Source organism: Stenotrophomonas maltophilia, from assembly GCF_013464915.1.
Classification (GTDB): domain Bacteria; phylum Pseudomonadota; class Gammaproteobacteria; order Xanthomonadales; family Xanthomonadaceae; genus Stenotrophomonas; species Stenotrophomonas maltophilia_AT.
In genome coordinates this window covers 1-19,393 of sequence record NZ_RAVT01000062.1, presented here as the reverse complement: position 1 = coordinate 19,393, position 19,393 = coordinate 1, and the positions used below count along the sequence as shown (strand labels likewise).

Here is a 19,393-nt window from a genome sequence, read left to right as displayed (position 1 = left end):
TCTGGTGGGTGCGAACCTTGGTTCGCACGCTTCTGGGCATGCACGGATGGGCGCGCGCCCATGACCTTTGGCCATGGGGCGGGGCACTTTACAGGCCTAGCATCGGAAGATTCTCCGTTGTTGGAAGTTGCCCGATGAAGACCCGAGCCTTGGCGATGTCGTTGCTGTTCGCGCTGGCGGCCACGCCTGCACTAGCGCAGACCTCGCCACCGGCGGACGCGGCGGCTCCCGGTCTGCTGCGCATCGAGGTCGACGCGCGTGACCTGGCCCGGCGCATCTTCAAGGTGACCGCCACCGTGCCTGCCAAGCCCGGCCCGATGACCCTGCTGTACCCGCAGTGGATTCCCGGCAACCATTCGCCCACCGGCCCGATCGACAAGCTGGCCGGCCTGCGCGTCACCGCCAACGGCAAGCCGCTGGCCTGGCAGCGCGACCAGTACAACGTCTATGCGTTCAAGGTGGACGTGCCCGAAGGCGTGAGCGAAATCGTTGCCCATTTCGATTTCCTGTCCTCGCAGGGCGGCAGCCAGGGCCGGGTGGTGATGACCCCGGAAATGCTCAACCTGCAGTGGAATGCCAATTCGCTGTACCCGGCCGGCGTCGACGCGCGCCAGCTGCAGGCGCAGGCCAGCGTGACGCTGCCCAAGGGCTGGTCGTTCGCCACTGCGCTTGAAACCGCGCGACGCGATGGCGATACCGTTGTCTTCAAGCCGATCTCGTATGACCACCTGGTCGATTCGCCATTGTTCGCAGGCGAGCACTACCAGCGCATCGATCTCGACCCGGGCGCGAAGGTGCCGGTGCACCTCAACGTGTTTGCTGACGAAGCCAAGTCGCTGAAGCCGAGCGAGGCACAGATCACGATGCACCGCGCGCTGGTGCAGCAGGCCGACAAGCTCTACGGTGCGCGCCACTACAACCACTATGAATTCCTGCTGGCATTGACCGACCGCCTCGGTGGCATCGGCCTTGAGCACCACCGTTCCAGCGAGAACAGTGCCGACCCGGGTTACTTCACCGAATGGGACAGCAACGCGTGGATGCGTGATCTGCTGCCGCACGAGTACACCCATTCCTGGAACGGCAAGTACCGCCGCGGCGCCGATCTCGCCACCGCCAACTTCAACGTGCCGATGGGCGACAGCCTGCTGTGGGTGTACGAGGGCCAGACCCAGTTCTGGGGCCAGGTGCTGGCGGCGCGTTCGGGCCTGTGGTCGGTCGCTCAGGCGCGCGACATGCTGGCCAATGTGGCAGCGACCTATGATCGTGGCCGCCCGGGCCTGGCCTGGCGCCCGCTGCAGGACACCACCAACGATCCGACCATCGCCCAGCGCCGCACCTTGCCCTACCGCAACTACCAGATGAGCGAGGACTATTACTCCGGTGGCCAGATGCTGTGGCTGGAGGTGGAAGGCAAGCTGCGCGAGCTGAGCGGCAACCGCCGCAGCCTGGATGATTTCGCGCGCGCGTTCTTCGGTGTCGGCAATGGCGACTGGGACGTCAATCCGTACACCTTCGACGATGTGGTCGCGACCTTGAACGGCATCGCGCCGTACGACTGGGCGACCTTCCTGCGCGGCCGCCTGGACGGCCATGGTTCGTTGACCGGTGGCCTGGAGCTGGCAGGTTGGAAGCTGGTCTATCGCGATACCCCGAACGACGCCTACAAGGCACAGGAAAAGCGCGCCAAGGCGGCGTTGCTGGCTTATTCGCTGGGCGCGACCGTGCTCGACAATGGCACGGTCGGTGACGTGATCTGGGACAGCCCTGCCTTCAACGCCGGTCTTGCACCCGGCATGAAGGTGATCGCGGTGGGTGGGCGCGAATACAGCAGCCAGCGGCTGAAGGACGCGGTGGCTGCGGCGGCGAAGGACAAGGCGCCGATCATGTTGCTGGTGAAGCAGTTCGATCGCATTGAAACGATGAGCATCGCCTACCACGGTGGCCTGCAGTACCCGGTGCTGGAGCGCATCACCGGCAAGCCTGACCGCCTGGCGGATCTGTGGAAGGCACGATGAAGCCGCGCGCCCGCGATGGCGTGATCCTGTTGATGGCGATCCTCGCCATCATCGGCGCGTTCCTGCACGGCGATGGGCGCTGGCTGCATTGGCTTGCCAAGCCAACCACCACGCTGCTGATCGCTGCCATCGTCTGGGGCGTGCATGATCCGGTTCAGCCGTTCTACCGCCGCGCGGTGCTGGCCGGCATGCTGCTCTCGTGCGTGGGCGATGTCGCGCTGATGCTGCCGGTGGACGCGTTCGTGCCGGGGCTGGTTGCGTTCCTGTTGGCGCACCTCTGCTACATCGTCGCCTTCCGCGATGGCCTGCGTGCCGGACGCGGCCTGCTTGCCGCCAGCATCCTGCTCGGCGCGTTCGCTGTACTCAATGTATTTGGCCTGTGGCCGCACCTGCCCGCACCGATGCGCGTTCCGGTGCTGGCCTACGTGGTGGTGCTGGCCTCGATGGCGGTGTTGGCGCTGGCACGTGCATGGGCGCGCTCCCAAGCGGCAGCGCCGGAACCGTGCAGCGCCCGCTGGGCCGCTGCAGGTGCATTGCTGTTCGTGGCCAGCGATTCCCTGCTGGCCTGGGACCGCTTCGCCGGTGGCCTGCCGCTGGCCAGCCTGCTGGTGTTGTCCACCTACTACGCCGCGCAGTACGCCATCGCCCGCTCGGTGAAGTAGCAGAAAAGGGGACGGAGGGGATTAAGTCGTAATTGCCTTGATGCCGATGGCGACTTAATTCCCTCCGTCCCCTTTTTTGACGCTGCGCGCGATGCCCTGTGCGTCGAACTGCAGGCGCACCGATTCGCGGTCGCCGTCAACCTCGTCCGGCAGCCATGCCAGCTTGCCGGCCTTGCGCACGATCACGTAGACATGGCCGACTTCCGAGGCCGGGTTCTGCAGCGCATTGCGTTGTTCCTGCAGTGCCTTGGCCACCCGTGGCACGGCATCGAAATCGATGCTGGCCAGGGATGTGCTGCTGCGCTGCAGGCTGATGGTGGGCGCGAACTGCTGCGGGTTCACCGGATTGCCCTTGCGCCACTGGCCACGTTCAAAGTGATAGCTGTCGACGTGGCCCGGCTGTTGCGGATCGACCAGATCGAGGTTGATGCGGCCATCGTCGTAGAAGTGGATGCTGTGGAAGACCGTCAGCCGCTGGCCGGCCAGCGCTGGCATCTGCTCCAGTGCCTGACGGGCAGCCAGCAGGTAGTCCGCATCGAACAGGCGGTTGTTGCGCTCGGGCATCAGGGCGGCCTGCAGTCCGGGCGCCGTTGCCAGTGAGTCGGCCTGCTCGCGCGGCGGCTGCGAGGCAAGTGGCCTCGGCGGACGGTCGGGCTGCACCGGATGCCCCAGTGTTTCGGCGATGGTCCCCAATGCACCGCCGGCAATGGCCACGCCGGACAGCACCAGCAGCACCAGCGAAAACACCCGTCGGGTGGAAGGGGGCTGCTTCACATGCCCTCCAGGCGCACGTTGCTGCGGTCATCAGGGTCGTACAGCAGCGTCACATGCTCGCGCGGGATGTTGGCCAGTTCAATCAGCGGGATGAAGCGGCGCACGCTGGCCCGCTGCACGTCGCCGTCACGGTCGGTGTACTCCAGCTGGAACTCCACCTGCGGCTGCTCGTTGAGATAGGTGCCGGTCTGGCGCACCTTCAGAACCCTGGCCTCCACGCCGATGCCGCGGTACTTCAACGCGTCGCCGCGCGCATCGGCCTGCAAAAGGCGGCCAAGCAGGCGCAGCCCCAGCATGTAGCCACACAGCACCAGCGGGCACACCAGCAGCGGGTGACCGAACGTCAGGAAGGTCCAGCCCATCCCCTCGCTCTGCAGCTGGTAGGCCCACACATAGGCAGCGGCAACGATGGCGATGCCGAGTGCTGCACCGATGCCGCGCCACCACAGGCTGGCGACATCCAGTTCGGGCTGGGCGCCGTCCAGTACCACGTTCGGGAACGCGCCCGGCATCCGGCTCAGGCGTGCATCGATGTGCCTGCCCACCTGGAAGCGATGCAGCTGGGGTTTGCTGTCGACCACCAGCAGCTGTTCGCGGACCAGCGTACCTGACAGGTTCTTGAAGGAGAGCTGCAGTTTCCATTGCGCGAACCCACGTACCTGCACGCCGGTCTGTTCGGCCTGCTCGATCAGCGCACTGCGCGGTTCACCGTCGGCCAGGATCGACTGCACCCGGTGCAGTGCGCGTGGCGGCCCCAGCAACAGGTAGTGCAGGAAGGCGAACAGCAGCGTCAGCCACAGGGCCATCGACAGTGCGAGCAGCAACAGCGCCAGCCACGGCGCACTTCGATCAGCCAGCGCCACCGGCCAGGAGGTGCCGAAATAAAGGATGCAGGGAAAGGGCAACGCGAAGAACAGCAGGAACGCGCCCCAGAACCAGAGATAGGCTTTCATGGGGGAGATGGCAGGCCGGTGGAACAGGCCGCGTAGCGTACTACGCTCAGCGGAACTGCAGGGTAAGCAGGTAGTAGCGGCCCAGTGGATCGTCCAGCCCGGGCATCTGCCCGCCGTTGCCGACCAGATAGTTCACCGGTTGCGCATCAAGCACGTTGTGCACGTCCAGCGCCGCGATGACGCGCGGGCCCAGGCGGCGCGCCAGGTGCAGGTTCCAGCGCAGCTGCCGCGGATTCATGCAGTGGTTCCGGTCGACCTGATCCTGCGGGCACTCGGCTCCTGGCAACCATGCACGCGTGCGCCCGACCTGGTTGCCGCGCAGGGCGATGTCCCAGTTGCTGTTCTGCCATTGCACGTTCAGGACCGCCGCCATCTCGGGCGTGACATGTCCGCGCAGGTCGATCGCCGGCTCGTGGTCGCGACGGCGGCGCAGCTCCTGCTGCTTCAGCGCGTCCAGCGAGAACAACCACTGGCCGTTGCTGCCGGTGTCGATCCGGTATTCGCCACGCAGCACCCAGTTGCGGGAGGTGGTACGGCCAATATTGTCGAACGACAGCCGAAGGCTGCTCAGGTTGCCATCCTCATCCAGCTGCCAGGTGTCGCGGTTCCACACGGCATCGACCGGCTGCAGCGCGAGGATCTCGTTGCGCAGCTCGACGATGTTGTGGGTCAGCGACAGCGAGAACGCATCGCTGGGTGACCAGGTCGCCGCCAGCGAATGGCTGCGTGAGCTCTCGGCCTTGAGCGTGGTGTTCTCCTCCACATCCGCAGTGACCACGCAGCGGCCGTCGGGCCCGCGCTGTGCGCAGGGCGGCAGTGCGCTTGAGGCGGGCAGGGTGAGGGTGCCGAACTGCCCCGGCGGACGGCGCTGCTCGAACAGGCTGGGCGCGCGATAGCCGCGGCCGCTGGCCAGCAGGAATGACCAGTGCGGTGTGGGCGTCCAGCGCAGACCGGCACGGGGCGAGAATGCCGTGTAGTCGCCGTCGTAGTCCCAGCGCGCGGCCAGGTCCATGCGCAGTTCCGATGTGAACGGCAGGCCCAGTTCCGAATACGCGCCGCCACTCTGCCGCGACAGGCGCCGCTGCTGCTGCGGCAGCCCCAGTGCCAGATCGCCCTGGCTCAGCAGGGTGTCCGGGTGCGACGTCCAGCGTTCATGGCGCAGGTCGATACCAGTGGCCAGTTGTGCCTTGCCGCCGCGCATCGGCAACAGTTCACGCTGTATGCCCCACCAGCCCTGCCATTGCTCGGTAAGGCCACGGTTGCGGATCGACGGGAACAGCGACGTGGCTTCATCGGCGGGCAATGCATTGAAGCCTGGCAGGAACCTGAGGGACTGCGCAGCCTCGATGAAGGGTTCGGCGCGCACGGTGCCCTGCGTGGAGAGGGTGACGTCGCTGCGCTGCGCGCTGATGCCGGCGTCCCAGCTGTGGCTGCCCTGGTCCCGACCGATGCCAAGGGTGAGATCGGCATCGGTGGCACGTACCTGGGGACGCACATTGCCGGCTTCGCGCAGGACGCTGTTGAAGGTGTAGCCGTACAGGCCGAGGGCGACGGCGGTCGGGCCCAGATCGAAACGCTGCCGGTTGTGGCTGGCGCGGGCTTCGGCATAGACGTAACGCCCCTGCCCACGCTCGTGCCGGTAGCGCAGATAGGCCGAGGCGGTATCAGAGGCGGGTTGAAGCGAACGAGGGCGCGAGCTGTCGAACCAGCAGGCGCCATTGCGTCGCTTCAATGGTCCGTCGCAGCGGGTAGCGGGCCAGTAGTCGCCCTCGCGGAAGGCGCCGATCAGGTACTGCGACGTCTCTGCGTGCCAGTCACGCTGGTCCCCCGCCAGGTGATCGACGCGATGCAGGTCGATGCCTGCGAACCAGCGGTCGCCGTTCCCGCGCAGGCCTCCGGTGGCGGCCTGCACGCGGTACTGGCCAGCGTCGCCACGGCTGCTCAGGCCGGTCTGCAGCGTGGCTTCCGGACCGTCGGCCTGGTCGCGCAGGATGATGTTGACCACGCCGGACATGGCATCGGCACCGTAGATGGCCGAGGCGCCACCGCGCACCAGTTCGATGCGTTCGACAAAGCTGAGTGGAATGCCGCCCAGATCGGTGAGCCCGCCCTGCTCCAGCGACACCATCGGGTAGCGGGGCAGGCGCCGGCCATTGACCAGGAACAGGGTGGCACGTGGTCCCATGCCATCCAGGCTGGTGGTGGCGGCCGCACCGACAGGCAGGTACTGCGAATCGCCACTGCGTGCGCTGCTCATCGCTGGCAGCCCGTTCATGCCGGGCAGGTGTCGCAGCAGGTCGAACAGGCTGCCGTAGCCGCTGCGCAGGATGTCCGCGCGATCGATCGTGGTCACCGGCAGGGTGGTCTGCACGGAGGTGCGCGGCAACCTGCTGCCGGTGACATGGATCGGCGCCAGGTCTACCTGGGGCGGCGATGGCGGCGGCGTGCGCGGGCGTGGCGCCACGGTTGCCGGAACCGGCGGCGCGACGGCGGGCGCGACGCGGATGCGGCGGACCACGAAGCCTCCGGACGGTGTTTGCAGGATGGTCACCGGCATGCCGGCGACCAGCTGTTTCAGGGCCGATGCTGGATCGGCCTGGCCATGGGTGCCGTTGGCATGGAGCCCCGCCAGTTCCCGGGCATCGAACACCAGAGCGATGCCGCTTTGCCGTGCCCATTGCTGCAGTGCCGAAGGCAAAGGGCCGGCGTTGATGCGGTAGTCGTGGCTGGCAGCCGAATCGCCTGCGACGGCGGCAGGCGGCGCGGCGACCAGCAGCGCCAGGCACAGCAGGGGGCGGAGCAGCCCCCACTGCAGCGCGCCTGGTCCTGCCATCACCGCAGGCCTCCTCAGTACGTGCGGCGCAGTTCCAGCGCGCCATCCGGGCGCGTCTGGCCAGCAATGGACCAGCCAAGTTCCAGCGCGGACAGCAACTCCTGTGCGTCGCCTGCGCGGAACGTGCCACTGACCGCCAGATCGGTGATCTCCGGGTCGGCGATCACCAGCGGTGCATGGCCATAGCGGTTCATGCGTTCGACCACGATCGACAGCGGGGTGGCATCGAAGACCAGCTGCCCATGCAGCCAGCCCTCGGCGGCTGCCGTGGAGGACAGCGCTGGACCGGGCTGGATGCGCCCGGAGGGCAGTACCTGCAGTTGCTGGCCAGGGGCCAGCGTGTGCTGGGTGGCGCCGTTGCTGACTTCCACCGCACCTTCCAGCAGCGCGACTTCGACCAGGCCATCGTGCAGGCGCTCGACCTGGAAGGTCGTGCCGATATCGCGGATCGTGCTGGTGCCGGCGCGCAGCTGCAACGCCTTGTTCGATGGTGCGACCTCCAGCTGCAGGCGGCCGCGCTCGAGGTCCAGCTGGCGGTGGCGCCAGCCGAAGCGGGCGTGCAGCGTGGTGCCGGCATCGAGCATGGCCACGCTGCCATCGGGCAGGGTCAGCCGCTGTGCCTGATGCGTGTCATTGGCAAAGCGCTGCGGGGCAGGGTTGCCATCCACCGCGACCATCCAGCCCACGCCGATGGCCAGGCAGATACCTGCGGCCGCGGCCGCGGCAGGCAACCAACGGCGTCGGGCAGGCCGTGCCGCGCGCGCCGCAGCCGTCCGCAGCCATGGGTCTGCAGCCAGGCCCTGGCCTTGCTGGAAAAGGTCTTCGGCCTGCACCCAGGCTTTGACATGGGCAGGGTCTTCAGCCAGCCAGTCTTCGAATGATTCGCGTTCGGCGGCCGTGCAGTCCGGGGCTTCCAGCCGTGCCACCCAGGTGCTGGCGCGTTCGAACAGCGAGGCGTCTTCCATGTGCCGTTGGCTGCTCATTCGGTATCCCTGTCGTTGTGCAGTGGATCCGGTCCCAACTCCTGGCGCAGGCCCTGCAGGGCGCGGGCGATATGTTTTTCCACGGTCTTGGCTGTAATTCCACAGTGCCGCGCGATCTGCGTATAGCTCATGCCGGTGATCCGGTTGAGCAGGTACACCTCGCGCGCGCGCTCGGGCAGTTTGAAAAGGGCCTGCCGGAGCAGGGACAACATCTGCCCGGACTCTGCCTGGCGCAAGGGGTCCGGCGACGGGCTGGTGGGCTCGTCGTGACCCTCATGCTCGGCCAGTGACAGGTGCGGTCGCGACTGCGGCGATCGGCCGCGATCGGCCAGGCGATTGCGCGCGATACGATACAGCAGCAGGCGCAGTTCGTCGGTGCCGTGCGCACGATAGCGGATCATCCGCTCCATGCAGTCCTGCGCGATGTCCTCCGCATCCTCCGGCCCGACGCCCCGTGTGCGCAGGAACGCGCACAGTGGCGCGCGTTCCTCGCGCACGAACGCGATGAAGGCGTCCGCAGGCGCGGATGGCTCCGGCGCGTGGTGGATCAGGGGGGACGGGACGGACAGGGCTGGCCTCGGCTGACGTTGGCGGGTGCGTCTTCGAGTTTTACGCGACGATGACCGGATGGGGAAGAGTGCGTGGTGCACCCATTCCCATTGTGAATGCGTTCATCTTTTCGGGCCGGCCGCGCTGGGGGAGGTTCCGGCGTTCTGCCGTTTGAGTCTCTACCCGCGTGTTGCGGGTGGAGAGAGAGAACGTATGAAGCATTCGAAGTTGAGCCTGGCCCTGGCCGGGCTGATCGCCGTTGGCGCCATCACGGCGGCTGATAACGTCATGGCAATGAGCTATCACGTGCAGGGTGAGCGCATCTTCCTGAGTGGCGGCGTCACCTACGCCGATGTGATGGCGCTGCCGGCACTGCTGGCCAAGGCGCAGGCCGAGGGCCGGCCAATCCGCGAAGTGGTGCTGCGCACGTCCAATGGTGGCGCGTTGATCGCTGGCGAGTGGCTGCAGGGCATCATCCGCACCGCCGGCCTGAACACCATCGTGTCCGGCCACTGCATTTCGTCCTGCTCGATCATGCAGTCCGGTGGCGTCGAGCGCTATCTGGCCGGTGATCTGCCGATCGTCGATTCGGTGCAGATCCACGCGGCCAGCAACGGCGGCAAGGTGATCTACACGCCGTCGCCGCGCATGACCCAGATCTACACCGGCAACTACGGCGGTGGCATGGATGCCGGCCTGCTGCACAAGGCCATGTACGAGGTCGTGCAGCCCAACGGTCTGCTGGTGTTCCGTGATCCGGCGCGCACCACGGGTACCTCGGTCACCTTCGATCCCGACGGCAGCGGCAGCAAGCTGGAGTCGTTCCCGGGGCAGGACATCTACAGCAACAGGATCATCACCGCGAAGGGCTACCGTGATCCGGGCGATACCTTGAATGTCACGGCCAACGTGAGCGGCGACATCAACCCGGGATATCTGCGCACCGGTCGCCAGCTGCAGACCTTCGTCGACGATGATTTCGCGCGGTGGAATACCAACCCGTCGTCGACCTACATGACCCTGGCGCAATACATCTACAACCAATCCGGCACCGGACCGCAGGGCATTGGTCCCGATTCGGTGCAGGACTATCTCCGTGATCCGGGCGTCCAGGCTCTGTTGTTGTCCAGGCTGCGCCTGGCCGAGCTGGACGTGTCCACGCTGGACAACTCCATGGGCGTGATCCGCGTGGCCAACGGCGCGACCTGGCGGACCTCCGCCACCACCGGCGCGGACTTCATGCTGGTCGACAACGGCACCATCGCGCTGGAAGGCGGCGCCCTGCGAGCTCCCGAAGTGCGTGTGATGGAGGCGGGCATGCTCGTCGGCCATGGCGATGTGGCCAGCACTGCAACGGAGTTCAGTGCATTGGTCAGCGGCACCCGCCCTTCCTGGCGCGAGGACGGCTTCAACCGCCTGCGCGTCTATGGCACGTTGATGCCGCGCGGTGGCGATCTGGTCACCCATGGCTACGTCAACATCATGCCGGGCGGCAAAGTGTTGTTCGACGTGACCGAGAACGGCGGCACGGCCGCTGGGCGGGTGCGCGTGGGCAGCTTCTTCGACCAGTCCAGCGGCAAGGTGAATGATGGCGCGCTGGTGATTTCCAAGGGCGCCTTCCTTGAATTGAATGTGGCGCAGGGGTACTACGGCCAGGACTTCCGGCGCGACCTGGTACAGGGCCCGATCTACCAGGGCGGCTTCGAAGAGGTCGTGCGCCTGGGCGATACCGGCTACAGCGCCAGCATCAGCGCTGGCGATGTGTTCCGCCCGCGCCACAACTCGCTGCTGAGCTTCAACGTGAAGCAGACCGCCGATGGCCTGTGGCTGACCGCCAACCCGGGCTTCGACCAGCTGGGGCTGTTTGCCAACGGCAGCTCCGGCGATGGTCTGGGCCGCGCGCTGGCCGCTGCTTCCAACCGCCAGGACAGCAGCCTGAAGTCGCTGCTGGGCGCGCTGCAGTTCGCCGACCGTGATGTGATCGCACAGCAGGCCGGTGCCCTGCGCGGTGACGCGCACGCGAGCCTGCGCCTGGCCGACACCGCATTGGTGGGCAGCATCGGCAACGTGGTGCAGCAGCACCAGGCCGCGCTGCGCAGCGGCGGTGACGCCGACGGCCTGGCCTCGCAGGCGGCGCAGTCGGTATCGGCGCAGCCGGGCATGCGCCACGGCAGCCTGTTCAACCAGCTGGCCATGCATCTGGTCGAGCCTGCCGCGGGTGGCGGTGAAGGCAGTGGCTCTGGCCGCAGCCATGGCCTGTGGGCGCGCGGTTTCGCCAGCCATGGCCGCATCGATGCGGAGGGCGGCGTGGCCGGCCTCAGCCACAACATCGGTGGCATCGTGGTGGGGGCCGATACCCGCGTGGCCGATGACCGCGTCACCCTCGGCGTCAGCGTGGCGGCGGCCGACATGTCGACCAAGGGCCGCGACGGCTCCGACTTCAGCGGTGACGTGCGCGCGCTGGACGTCGGCGGCTATCTGGACGCGACCTATTCGCGCGGCTATCTGTCGGCGGCGGTGCGCTATACCGACCTGCGTCACGACACCCGGCGCAGCGTCAGCGGTATCGATGGCCTGCAGCAGCCGCTGCGCGCCAAGTACAACAACGATGCAATCTCGGCACGGGTGGAACACGCGTTCTCGTTCACCACCGGCAAGGGACTGGTGATCCAGCCGTTGCTGCCGGTGGTGGACTACGCGCGCACTTCGGCCACGCGCTTCAACGAAGGGCAGGGCGCGGGCGCGCTGGTTGGCCGCAGCGGCAGTCTGGAGAGCATCCGCGTGGGTGCCGGCCTGCAGCTGTTCAAGACCTTCGAAGGCAACAACGGCGAGCGCATCACGCCGCGCGCCCGGGTGGTCTGGCAGAAGGAGCTGGGCGATTCGCAGGCCCGCTACAGCACCGGCTTCGCCGCGGCACCGGATCTGGTGTTCGGCGCCAGCAGCCAGCGCGTGGGCGAGCAGGTGCTGGCCTGGAACCTGGGTGTGACCAGCCGGGCCAGCGAGCGTCTCTCGATCATGGCCGACTATGTGGGCGAGCGCCGCGACGGGCATATCCAGAATGGCGTAATGCTGGGGCTGGGCTACAGGTTCTAAGCGGTACACGGCACCGGCGATGAAGGCATCGCCGGTGCCATCCCCAGAACGCGCGTTGCTGCGGTATGGTCGGCGTGGCATTCCACCCAGGCCCTTCCATGCAGATCGCCGTCTTCAGCGCCCGCCCTTACGATCGCCGTTTCCTTGAGGAAGCCAACCAGCGCGACGCCGCTGGAGGGGGCTTCGCGTTTGTCTACTTCGATGCGGCCTTGGATGTGCATACGGCTACACTGGCGCAGGATTGCGCGGCGGTCTGTGTGTTCGTCAATGATCGACTTGATGCACCGGTGCTGCACGCCCTGCATGCAGTGGGTGTGCGTGCCGTACTGCTGCGCTGCGCGGGCTTCAACAATGTGGATCTGGCTGCGGCGAAGGCACTGGGCCTGTTCGTCGCGCGGGTGCCGGCCTACTCGCCCGAAGCCGTGGCCGAGCATGCGCTGGCGCTGGTGATGACCCTCAACCGCCAAACCCATCGGGCCTACAACCGCGTGCGCGAAGGCAACTTCATGCTCGATGGCCTGCTTGGCCGAACCTTGTATGGCCGCACCGTCGGCATCGTTGGCACCGGCAAGATCGGGCTGGCCACCGCGCGCATCTTCAAGGGCATGGGCTGTACCGTGCTGGGGCACGACCCGTATCCCTCGGCTGCCTTCAACGGTATCGGCGACATGGTGGCGTTGGATGAGCTGCTGGCGCGCGCCGATATCGTCTCGCTGCATTGCCCGCTGACGCCCGATACCCAGCACCTGATCAATGACGCGTCACTGGCGCGGATGAAACCGGGCGCGATGCTGGTCAATACCTCGCGTGGTGCGCTTGTCGATACCCATGCCGTGATCCGCGCGCTGAAGTCGCGCCGGCTCGGCCATCTGGCCATCGACGTCTACGAGCAGGAGAGCGCGCTGTTCTTCCAGGACCTGTCCGGCGAGATCATCGACGACGAGGCCTTCCAGCGCCTGATGACCTTCCCCAACGTGCTGGTGACCGGCCACCAGGGCTTCTTCACCGTGGAGGCGCTGCAGGAGATCTCGGCGATCACGCTGGGGAATCTGCGGGATTTCGTGGCCGGGCGGGCGTGCGGGAACCGGGTGGAGGCGGGGTGAGCCGGATGGATTGACCGCCGGGGCGCCCAGCCCGTAAAATCGCGGGCTCCGCCGGAATAGCTCAGTTGGTAGAGCGGCGCATTCGTAATGCGTAGGTCGCAGGTTCGACTCCTGTTTCCGGCACCAGTTGTAATGAGAAGCCCCGGCCCTGGTCGGGGCTTTTTGTTTGTGCGCGTTCGGAACCTGTTGATGCGAAAGGGATTACCATTGCGACACCGCAGTGTGTGCTGCAGCGGTTTTTGCGGCTGCTTCAATCAACAGGGGATGCAATGAAGAAGATCGTGATGGGCTTGCTTGCGTGTGTCGTTCTTGCCGGTTGCGCAACGCGACAGATTGACTCGGCTCAAGCCCAGCCCGTGCCGTCCGAGCGCGTGTTCGCCTTCAATGGCGCGGGCGACAGCAGCACCGGCCAGGTGGTCGTGACACGTGACATCGGTGCAGTCGGCGGGGCGTGTCCGTTGGCACTGTATATCGACGGTACGTTGGCAGCCCATCTGCGAAGGGGCGAGACGGTGACCTTGTCCGTTCCCGCCGGGAATCGGATTGTCAGTGCGACCTTTGCCGGCAAGGGTGTCTGTTCGTGGGGCGATGAATCCGGGCACCGGCGCGAAATTTCGCAGCTGGTTACAGCGGGTGGCCAGACCCGAATCCGCCTCGCGCTGGCCCATGACGGTGTCATCCAGGTCAGCCCGACTGCATTCTAGGTGTTATGGGCGGGATGCCCGCTACGCAGGTGCCAGGTCTGCCGGCTTTTCCCGGTGCCCGCTGCAATGAAACGCCCCGGCCTGGGTCGGAGCCTTCCGTTTCCACATCGGGGTAATCGCAGGTCTACGGCCTCGCCGGTGGCGGCGACTCCTCCGCCCGGCCTCATCGTGTGCTGCGTGACCAGCGTGCGAGCTGCCGCAGATAGCCTCCGGCCGCACCGGCCAGTCCGCCCGCAAGCAGCCGCCCCAGGATGCGCGCCGTCTGCCTTCCGCGCTCCCGGAGCCAGGGCAGCAGGGCCACCAGCTGGGCGCCCAACAGCAGCGCCAGCACATCCAGGCCCAGCGCATCGATCAGCGACAGCAGCGGCAGCAGGTCGGGATTGCAGGCCAGTACAAGCAACAACACGCTGCACAGCAGCGCAATGGCCCGGCGGCTGGTCGGCGGGGTGGTCCAGCGCAGTAAGCGATCAATCAGGGGCATGAATCTACGGGTCCTTGTCAGAGCGGTGCTTGCAGGCGGTCATTCCGCGCGGACGGGCTGCCGCAGCACTGTCTTCAATCGAGTGGCTTCGGTCCTGCGCGGGTCGCTCAGGTAGATCTCATGGTGGGGGCCTGCAAAGGCATACCCCAGAGAGGGCATCAGTTCATCGTGCAACTTCGCCAGGATCGGCCCCTCGTCATCGTAGGCGCCCACATGCAGGGTCTGCAGGCAGAGGCCCTCTTCAAGAATGTCGTGGCGAAGGCTGGCAGGTGGTTCACCCAGCTTCGCCCCAGCCTTGGCAATGGCTGTCTCCAGCTGCGCCGGGTGGACGCCTCCAGGCGTGCGTATCATCACCGTCCAGGCCCACTCATCCTTGCGGCGCGCGACGAAGCTGGTGGGGTCGTCGGCGGTCCACAGCGCTTCCAGCGGCGGCACCACGTAGTCCTGGTCCTCGGCCTTGCACGCGAACTTCAGCGCATAGCTGGCCGCATACAGCCACTGCACCGCCTGCGTGTAGGCCGGCGCGCTGTTCGGGTCACCGCGGCCGTCGATCATCAGGTAGGGCAGGGGCGGTACCTCCACCGCAACGAACCGGCCGGCCGGTGGCTGGTACAGTGCCCGGTCGCGCGTCTTGAAGTCGATCTTGTCCATGCGCCTTCCTCCTGCGCCGAGCATCCCATGTCCTTGTCCTTGCCGGAATGCCTGAACACGTTCAGATGATCGTGCCGAACCCGGGCAGGGCATCCGCCGCCAGACTGTGCCAGGATGCCGCCCTCGGGCGTTCTGCCCGCCGTGGCCGCGCACTGCGACAACGTGTCGCAGCCTGAAAAGGGCCTTTCCTGCGCTCGATCATTGTCAATGCCTTTCTTAAATGGTGGGTGACGGCCTAAAATTGAAAGGCTGACTCGACCCCACCTCCCTACCTGTCTTCCGGACCGGTGGGACCGGCTTTGGCCGGAACAGGCAGGACGGGGAACGGCATTCCCTCGCAATTGGATCGACCGATGATTCCGTTGAAAACCCTTGGGCGCTGGTTGCGCCCGGGCCTGCTGCTGTCGTTGCTGGTGATGCTCACCGGCTGCGATGCCGTGGCCATCCTCAGTCCGAAGGGCCAGATCGGCCAGGATGAGAAGACCCTGCTGATCACGGCCACCGTGCTCATGCTGCTGGTCGTCATCCCGGTCATCATCATGACCCTGACCTTCGCGTGGAAGTATCGCGCCTCCAACACCAAGGCCCGCTACGAGCCGAAGTGGTCCCACTCGACGGCGATCGAGGTGGTGGTGTGGTCCATTCCCTGCATGATCGTGCTGGTGCTGGCGGTCCTGACCTGGCGTTCGTCGCACGCGCTGGACCCGTACAAGCCGCTGGAATCGGACGTCAAGCCGGTCACCATCGAGGCGATCTCGCTGGACTGGAAGTGGCTGTTCATCTATCCGGAAGAGAAGGTGGCGGTCGTCAACGAAATCAAGTTCCCGGTCAACACGCCGCTGAACTTCAAGATCACGTCCGACACGGTGATGAATGCCTTCTTCATCCCGCACCTGGGCAGCATGATCTACTCGATGGCTGCGATGGAGACCAAGCTCCACCTGATCGCCAACGAGACCGGTGAGTTCCCGGGCATGTCCTCGCACTACAGCGGCGCGGGCTTCGCCAAGATGCACTTCACCGCCTACTCGGTCACCGATGCCGAATACCGCCAGTGGCTGGACCAGGTCCGTGCCGGCGAGCAGACCCTGGACAAGGCCTCGTTCAAGGCCCTGGGTGAAGCACGCAACGCCGAGTGGTATCCGGTCACCTACTTCGGCAAGACCGAAGAAGGCCTGTTCGACTGGGTCATCGCCAAGCACATGGGCGACAACAAGCATTACGGCATGAAGCATGAACATGCCGGTGCCGCCGCTGCCGATGCCGCCAGCCATGAAGCGCACGAGGGCCACGCCCCCAGTGACGCGCATGATTCCAAGGAATCGGGTGAAAACCTGGATGCCAACGAACACGAACACGCAGGCCATGCCGGCCACGCGGGTTCGGGAGAATGAACATGTTGGGAAAACTCTCTCTTGAGTCGATCCCCCACGATCCGATCGTGCTGACCACCCTGGTCGGCGCGGTGCTGGGTGGCCTGGGCGTCATGGCCCTGATCACCAAGTTCAAGCTGTGGGGCTATCTGTGGAAGGAGTGGTTCACCTCGGTGGATCACAAGAAGATCGGCGTGATGTACCTCATCGTCGCCTTCGTCATGCTGCTGCGCGGTTTCTCCGACGCCATCATGATGCGTACCCAGCAGGCGCTTGCCGTCGGCGGGTCCGAGGGTTACCTGCCGCCGCACCACTACGACCAGATCTTCACCGCCCACGGCGTGATCATGATCTTCTTCGTGGCGATGCCGCTGATCACCGGCCTGATGAACCTGGCCGTGCCGCTGCAGATCGGTGCGCGCGACGTCGCGTTCCCGTTCGTCAACTCGCTCAGCTTCTGGCTGTTCGTGTCCGGCGCGGTGCTGATCATGCTGTCGCTGTGGATCGGTGAATTCGCCGCCACCGGCTGGCTGGCGTTCCCGCCGTTGTCAGGCATCGAATACAGTCCAAGCGTAGGCATGGACTACTACATCTGGGGTCTACAGGTCGCAGGCCTGGGCACCACGCTGAGCGGTATCAACTTCTTCATCACCATTTTGAAGATGCGTACCCCCAGCATGAAGCTGATGCAGATGCCGGTGTTCACCTGGACCGCCCTGGTGACCAACGTGCTGATCGTCGCCGCCTTCCCGGTGCTGACCATCACCCTGGTGCTGCTGACCCTGGACCGTTACCTGGGCACGCACTTCTTCACCAATGACGGTGGCGGCAACGCCATGCTGTACATCAACCTGATCTGGATCTGGGGTCACCCGGAGGTGTACATCCTGGTCCTGCCGGCGTTCGGTGTGTTCTCCGAAGTCATCGCGACCTTCTCGCGCAAGGCGCTGTTCGGCTACAAGGGCATGGTCTACGCCACCGCCTGCATCGGCGTGCTGTCGTTCATCGTGTGGCTGCACCACTTCTTCACCATGGGCTCGGGTGCCAACGTCAATGCCTTCTTCGGCATCACGACGATGATCATCTCGATCCCGACCGGTGTGAAGATCTTCAACTGGCTGTTCACCATGTTCCGTGGTCGCGTGCAGTTCACCACGCCCGTGCTGTGGACCATCGGCTTCATGGTCACCTTCACCATCGGCGGCATGACCGGCGTGATGCTGGCGATCCCGGCCATCGACTTCGTGCTGCACAACAGCCTGTTCCTGATCGCCCACTTCCACAACGTCATCATCGGCGGCGTGGTGTTCGGCATGTTCGCCGGCATCACCTACTGGTGGCCGAAGATGTTCGGCTTCCGCCTCAACGAGTTCTGGGGCAAGTGTGCGTTCTGGTGCTGGTTCATCGGCTTCTACGTGACCTTCATGCCGATGTACGTGCTGGGCTTCATGGGCATGACCCGTCGTCTGCAGAGCACCGTCAACCCGGCCTACGAGCCGCTGCTGCTGGTGGCTGCCGCAGGTGCCTTCATCGTGGGTGCCGGCATCCTGTGCCAGATCATCCAGGTGGCCGTGTCGATCCGCGACCGCAAGAAGACCGCCGACCTGACCGGCGACCCGTGGGATGCCCGTACGCTGGAGTGGGAAACCTCTTCGCCGCCGGCCTTCTACAACTTCGGCAGCCTGCCGGAAGTCACCGAGCTGGACGATTTCTGGGAGCGCAAGCAGCGTGGTGAAGCCTGGCCGAAGCCGGCCAAGTACACCGACATCCACATGCCGCGCAACACCGGCACGGGCGTTGTCATCGGTGCCTTCAGCCTGGTGTTCGGCTTCGCGATGATCTGGCACATCTGGTGGCTGGCCATCGTCGGCTTCGTCGGCATGATCGCCACGTTCATCTACCGCACCTTCGACCAGGACGTGGACTACTGGGTCCCGGCCGCCGAGGTGGAACGCATCGAGAACGAACACCGCAAGCACCTGGAATCCCAGGGCCTGGTGAAGTCGGAGCTGAAGGCATGAGCACCAATACCTCGACCCTGAGCCACGGGCACGCCGCGCAAGCGGCGGCCCATGGCCATGACGACCACGAGCACCACGACACCGGCGGCAACACCGTCTTCGGTTTCTGGGTGTACCTGATGAGCGACTGCCTCATCTTCGCCTCGCTGTTCGCCACCTACGTGGTGCTGGCAGGCGGTACCGATGGCGGCCCCACCGCCAAGGACCTGTTCGAACTGCCGTTCGTGGCATGGGAAACCGCGCTGCTGCTGACCTCGTCGCTGACGTTCGGCCTGGGCATGATCGCCATGCACCGCAAGCAGATGGGCCAGATGTATCTGTGGCTGGGCATCACCTGGCTGCTGGGCTTCGGCTTCATGTGCATGGAAGTGTGGGAGTTCCAGCACCTGATCCACCAGGGCTACGGTCCGGACCGCAGTGCCTTCCTGTCGGCGTTCTTCGCCCTGGTCGGTACCCACGGCCTGCACGTCAGCGCCGGCCTGCTGTGGCTGCTGGTGATGTTCGTGCAGCTGAAGAAGTACGGCCTGACCCCGACCAACAAGACCCGCATGGCGTGCCTGAGCCTGTTCTGGCACTTCCTGGACCTGATCTGGATCGGCGTGTTCTCCGTCGTCTACCTCAATGGAGCCCTGTAATGGCACATGACAACCATGCACACGACCACGGCACCGGCGGCGAAAGCCATGGCACCGTGAAGTCGTACCTGATCGGCTTCGTGCTGGCGGTGGTGCTGACCGTCATCCCGTTCTGGATGGTGATGTCGGGCGATTTCTCGCGCACCGTCAACGGTGTGGTCATCGCCATCACCGCGGTGCTGCAGATGCTGGTCCACCTGGTGTTCTTCCTGCACCTGGACCGCTCCTCGGAAAGCCGCTGGAACGTCAACGCTGCGGCCTTCACCGTGGTGGTGATCGGCATCATCGTGGTCGGTACCCTGTGGGTCATGCACAACATGAACGTGCACATGATGCACTGACGTCTTCGCGACGTTGCCACGCAGAAAGGCCGCCCTCGGGCGGCCTTTTTGTTTGCCTGCGGATGGGGAGTGCCGGCCGCTGGCCGCCAGCCAGTAGCAACTGTCTTGTCAGGGGCTGCCGAGGGCCACCTCGGCGTCCCGTTTGCGGGCATTGAGGATCACCAGCATTTTCCGCATGACCGCCACCAGTGCCACCTTGCTCGCTTTACCCTTGGCCTT

At 65.6% G+C, this 19,393-nt stretch carries 16 protein-coding genes, 1 tRNA gene and 1 pseudogene; 10 read left to right on the top strand and 8 right to left on the bottom strand.

Features of this window, described 5'->3' with window-relative positions; translation table 11 throughout:
• The first annotated feature begins 134 nt into the window (after window positions 1-134).
• Window positions 135-2,018, top strand: a complete 1,884-nt coding sequence (locus D7T59_RS19165; protein ID WP_180853306.1) for a M61 family metallopeptidase — start codon at window positions 135-137, stop codon at window positions 2,016-2,018.
• Complete coding sequence (locus D7T59_RS19160; protein WP_180853308.1) at window positions 2,015-2,680, top strand: lysoplasmalogenase; 666 nt, start codon at window positions 2,015-2,017, stop codon at window positions 2,678-2,680. Before D7T59_RS19165 ends, D7T59_RS19160 begins: the two co-directional genes overlap by 4 nt.
• A gap of 54 nt (window positions 2,681-2,734) precedes the next feature.
• On the opposite strand, the gene D7T59_RS19155 is transcribed toward D7T59_RS19160, so the two are convergent.
• The 5 genes from D7T59_RS19155 to D7T59_RS19135 are packed head-to-tail and all read right to left on the bottom strand — an operon-like array spanning window position 2,735 to window position 8,771.
• On the bottom strand, window positions 2,735-3,454 hold the full coding sequence (locus D7T59_RS19155; RefSeq protein WP_180853310.1) for a hypothetical protein: 720 nt from the start codon (window positions 3,452-3,454) through the stop codon (window positions 2,735-2,737).
• On the bottom strand, window positions 3,451-4,407 hold the full coding sequence (locus D7T59_RS19150) for a hypothetical protein (RefSeq protein ID WP_180853312.1): 957 nt from the start codon (window positions 4,405-4,407) through the stop codon (window positions 3,451-3,453). Before D7T59_RS19150 ends, D7T59_RS19155 begins: the two co-directional genes overlap by 4 nt.
• A gap of 46 nt (window positions 4,408-4,453) precedes the next feature.
• Window positions 4,454-7,240 carry a TonB-dependent receptor gene (locus D7T59_RS19145; RefSeq protein ID WP_180853314.1) on the bottom strand — a complete coding sequence of 929 codons (2,787 nt, stop codon included), beginning with the start codon at window positions 7,238-7,240 and terminating at the stop codon, window positions 4,454-4,456.
• A gap of 14 nt (window positions 7,241-7,254) precedes the next feature.
• Window positions 7,255-8,223, bottom strand: a complete 969-nt coding sequence (locus tag D7T59_RS19140) for a FecR family protein (RefSeq protein ID WP_164136855.1) — start codon at window positions 8,221-8,223, stop codon at window positions 7,255-7,257.
• The gene (locus tag D7T59_RS19135; RefSeq protein WP_312570406.1) at window positions 8,220-8,771 is read right to left on the bottom strand and encodes an RNA polymerase sigma factor; all 552 of its coding nucleotides are present in this window, start codon (window positions 8,769-8,771) and stop codon (window positions 8,220-8,222) included. The genes D7T59_RS19140 and D7T59_RS19135 overlap by 4 nt, the downstream gene beginning before the upstream one ends.
• Before the next feature lie 214 nt (window positions 8,772-8,985).
• On the opposite strand from D7T59_RS19135, the gene D7T59_RS19130 reads away from it, so the two are divergent.
• From D7T59_RS19130 to D7T59_RS19115, 4 genes are all read left to right on the top strand, one after another.
• A complete protein-coding gene (locus D7T59_RS19130) occupies window positions 8,986-11,865 on the top strand; it encodes an autotransporter outer membrane beta-barrel domain-containing protein (protein WP_180853316.1) in 2,880 nt (959 codons plus the stop codon).
• 98 nt (window positions 11,866-11,963) lie between these two features.
• Window positions 11,964-12,968 carry a 2-hydroxyacid dehydrogenase gene (locus D7T59_RS19125; RefSeq protein ID WP_180853318.1) on the top strand — a complete coding sequence of 335 codons (1,005 nt, stop codon included), beginning with the start codon at window positions 11,964-11,966 and terminating at the stop codon, window positions 12,966-12,968.
• Between the two features lie 50 nt (window positions 12,969-13,018).
• A tRNA-Thr gene (locus D7T59_RS19120) sits at window positions 13,019-13,094 on the top strand.
• A 143-nt stretch (window positions 13,095-13,237) separates the two neighbouring features.
• On the top strand, window positions 13,238-13,672 hold the full coding sequence (locus D7T59_RS19115) for a putative periplasmic lipoprotein (RefSeq protein ID WP_180853320.1): 435 nt from the start codon (window positions 13,238-13,240) through the stop codon (window positions 13,670-13,672).
• 163 nt (window positions 13,673-13,835) lie between these two features.
• Here D7T59_RS19115 and D7T59_RS19110 read toward each other — a convergent pair whose 3' ends face one another.
• On the bottom strand, window positions 13,836-14,153 hold the full coding sequence (locus tag D7T59_RS19110; protein ID WP_180853322.1) for a hypothetical protein: 318 nt from the start codon (window positions 14,151-14,153) through the stop codon (window positions 13,836-13,838).
• A gap of 39 nt (window positions 14,154-14,192) precedes the next feature.
• Entirely contained in the window at window positions 14,193-14,804 is a 612-nt protein-coding gene (locus D7T59_RS19105; protein WP_180853324.1) for a GyrI-like domain-containing protein, read from the bottom strand.
• A gap of 353 nt (window positions 14,805-15,157) precedes the next feature.
• Here D7T59_RS19105 and cyoA point away from each other — a divergent pair, with 353 nt between their 5' ends.
• The 4 genes from cyoA to cyoD are packed head-to-tail and all read left to right on the top strand — an operon-like array spanning window position 15,158 to window position 19,174.
• Window positions 15,158-16,198, top strand: a complete 1,041-nt coding sequence (cyoA, locus tag D7T59_RS19100) for a ubiquinol oxidase subunit II (protein ID WP_164136849.1) — start codon at window positions 15,158-15,160, stop codon at window positions 16,196-16,198.
• A gap of 2 nt (window positions 16,199-16,200) precedes the next feature.
• A complete protein-coding gene (cyoB, locus tag D7T59_RS19095; RefSeq protein WP_142807521.1) occupies window positions 16,201-18,198 on the top strand; it encodes a cytochrome o ubiquinol oxidase subunit I in 1,998 nt (665 codons plus the stop codon).
• Window positions 18,195-18,833 (top strand): cytochrome o ubiquinol oxidase subunit III, encoded by a 639-nt coding sequence (cyoC, locus tag D7T59_RS19090; protein ID WP_012510428.1) that lies wholly within the window; start codon window positions 18,195-18,197, stop codon window positions 18,831-18,833. Before cyoB ends, cyoC begins: the two co-directional genes overlap by 4 nt.
• Window positions 18,833-19,174, top strand: coding sequence for a cytochrome o ubiquinol oxidase subunit IV (cyoD, locus tag D7T59_RS19085; RefSeq protein ID WP_005408584.1), 342 nt, complete (start codon window positions 18,833-18,835; stop codon window positions 19,172-19,174). Before cyoC ends, cyoD begins: the two co-directional genes overlap by 1 nt.
• A 108-nt stretch (window positions 19,175-19,282) precedes the next feature.
• Here the strand turns inward: cyoD and D7T59_RS19080 are convergent.
• Window positions 19,283-19,393, bottom strand: a pseudogene (locus D7T59_RS19080) (IS110 family transposase); the annotation flags it as partial.

What these genes read in the sequence shown, in the direction of transcription:
- D7T59_RS19110 (WP_180853322.1), bottom strand. Translation starts at nt 14,153, where the DNA reads ATGCCCCTGATTGATCGCTTACTGCGCTGGACCACCCCGCCGACCAGC.
- D7T59_RS19140 (WP_164136855.1), bottom strand. Translation starts at nt 8,223, where the DNA reads ATGAGCAGCCAACGGCACATGGAAGACGCCTCGCTGTTCGAACGCGCC.
- cyoB (WP_142807521.1), top strand. Translation starts at nt 16,201, where the DNA reads ATGTTGGGAAAACTCTCTCTTGAGTCGATCCCCCACGATCCGATCGTG.
- D7T59_RS19105 (WP_180853324.1), bottom strand. Translation starts at nt 14,804, where the DNA reads ATGGACAAGATCGACTTCAAGACGCGCGACCGGGCACTGTACCAGCCA.
- D7T59_RS19145 (WP_180853314.1), bottom strand. Translation starts at nt 7,240, where the DNA reads ATGGCAGGACCAGGCGCGCTGCAGTGGGGGCTGCTCCGCCCCCTGCTG.
- cyoA (WP_164136849.1), top strand. Translation starts at nt 15,158, where the DNA reads ATGATTCCGTTGAAAACCCTTGGGCGCTGGTTGCGCCCGGGCCTGCTG.
- D7T59_RS19160 (WP_180853308.1), top strand. Translation starts at nt 2,015, where the DNA reads ATGAAGCCGCGCGCCCGCGATGGCGTGATCCTGTTGATGGCGATCCTC.
- D7T59_RS19150 (WP_180853312.1), bottom strand. Translation starts at nt 4,407, where the DNA reads ATGAAAGCCTATCTCTGGTTCTGGGGCGCGTTCCTGCTGTTCTTCGCG.
- D7T59_RS19165 (WP_180853306.1), top strand. Translation starts at nt 135, where the DNA reads ATGAAGACCCGAGCCTTGGCGATGTCGTTGCTGTTCGCGCTGGCGGCC.
- cyoC (WP_012510428.1), top strand. Translation starts at nt 18,195, where the DNA reads ATGAGCACCAATACCTCGACCCTGAGCCACGGGCACGCCGCGCAAGCG.
- D7T59_RS19130 (WP_180853316.1), top strand. Translation starts at nt 8,986, where the DNA reads ATGAAGCATTCGAAGTTGAGCCTGGCCCTGGCCGGGCTGATCGCCGTT.
- D7T59_RS19115 (WP_180853320.1), top strand. Translation starts at nt 13,238, where the DNA reads ATGAAGAAGATCGTGATGGGCTTGCTTGCGTGTGTCGTTCTTGCCGGT.
- cyoD (WP_005408584.1), top strand. Translation starts at nt 18,833, where the DNA reads ATGGCACATGACAACCATGCACACGACCACGGCACCGGCGGCGAAAGC.
- D7T59_RS19125 (WP_180853318.1), top strand. Translation starts at nt 11,964, where the DNA reads ATGCAGATCGCCGTCTTCAGCGCCCGCCCTTACGATCGCCGTTTCCTT.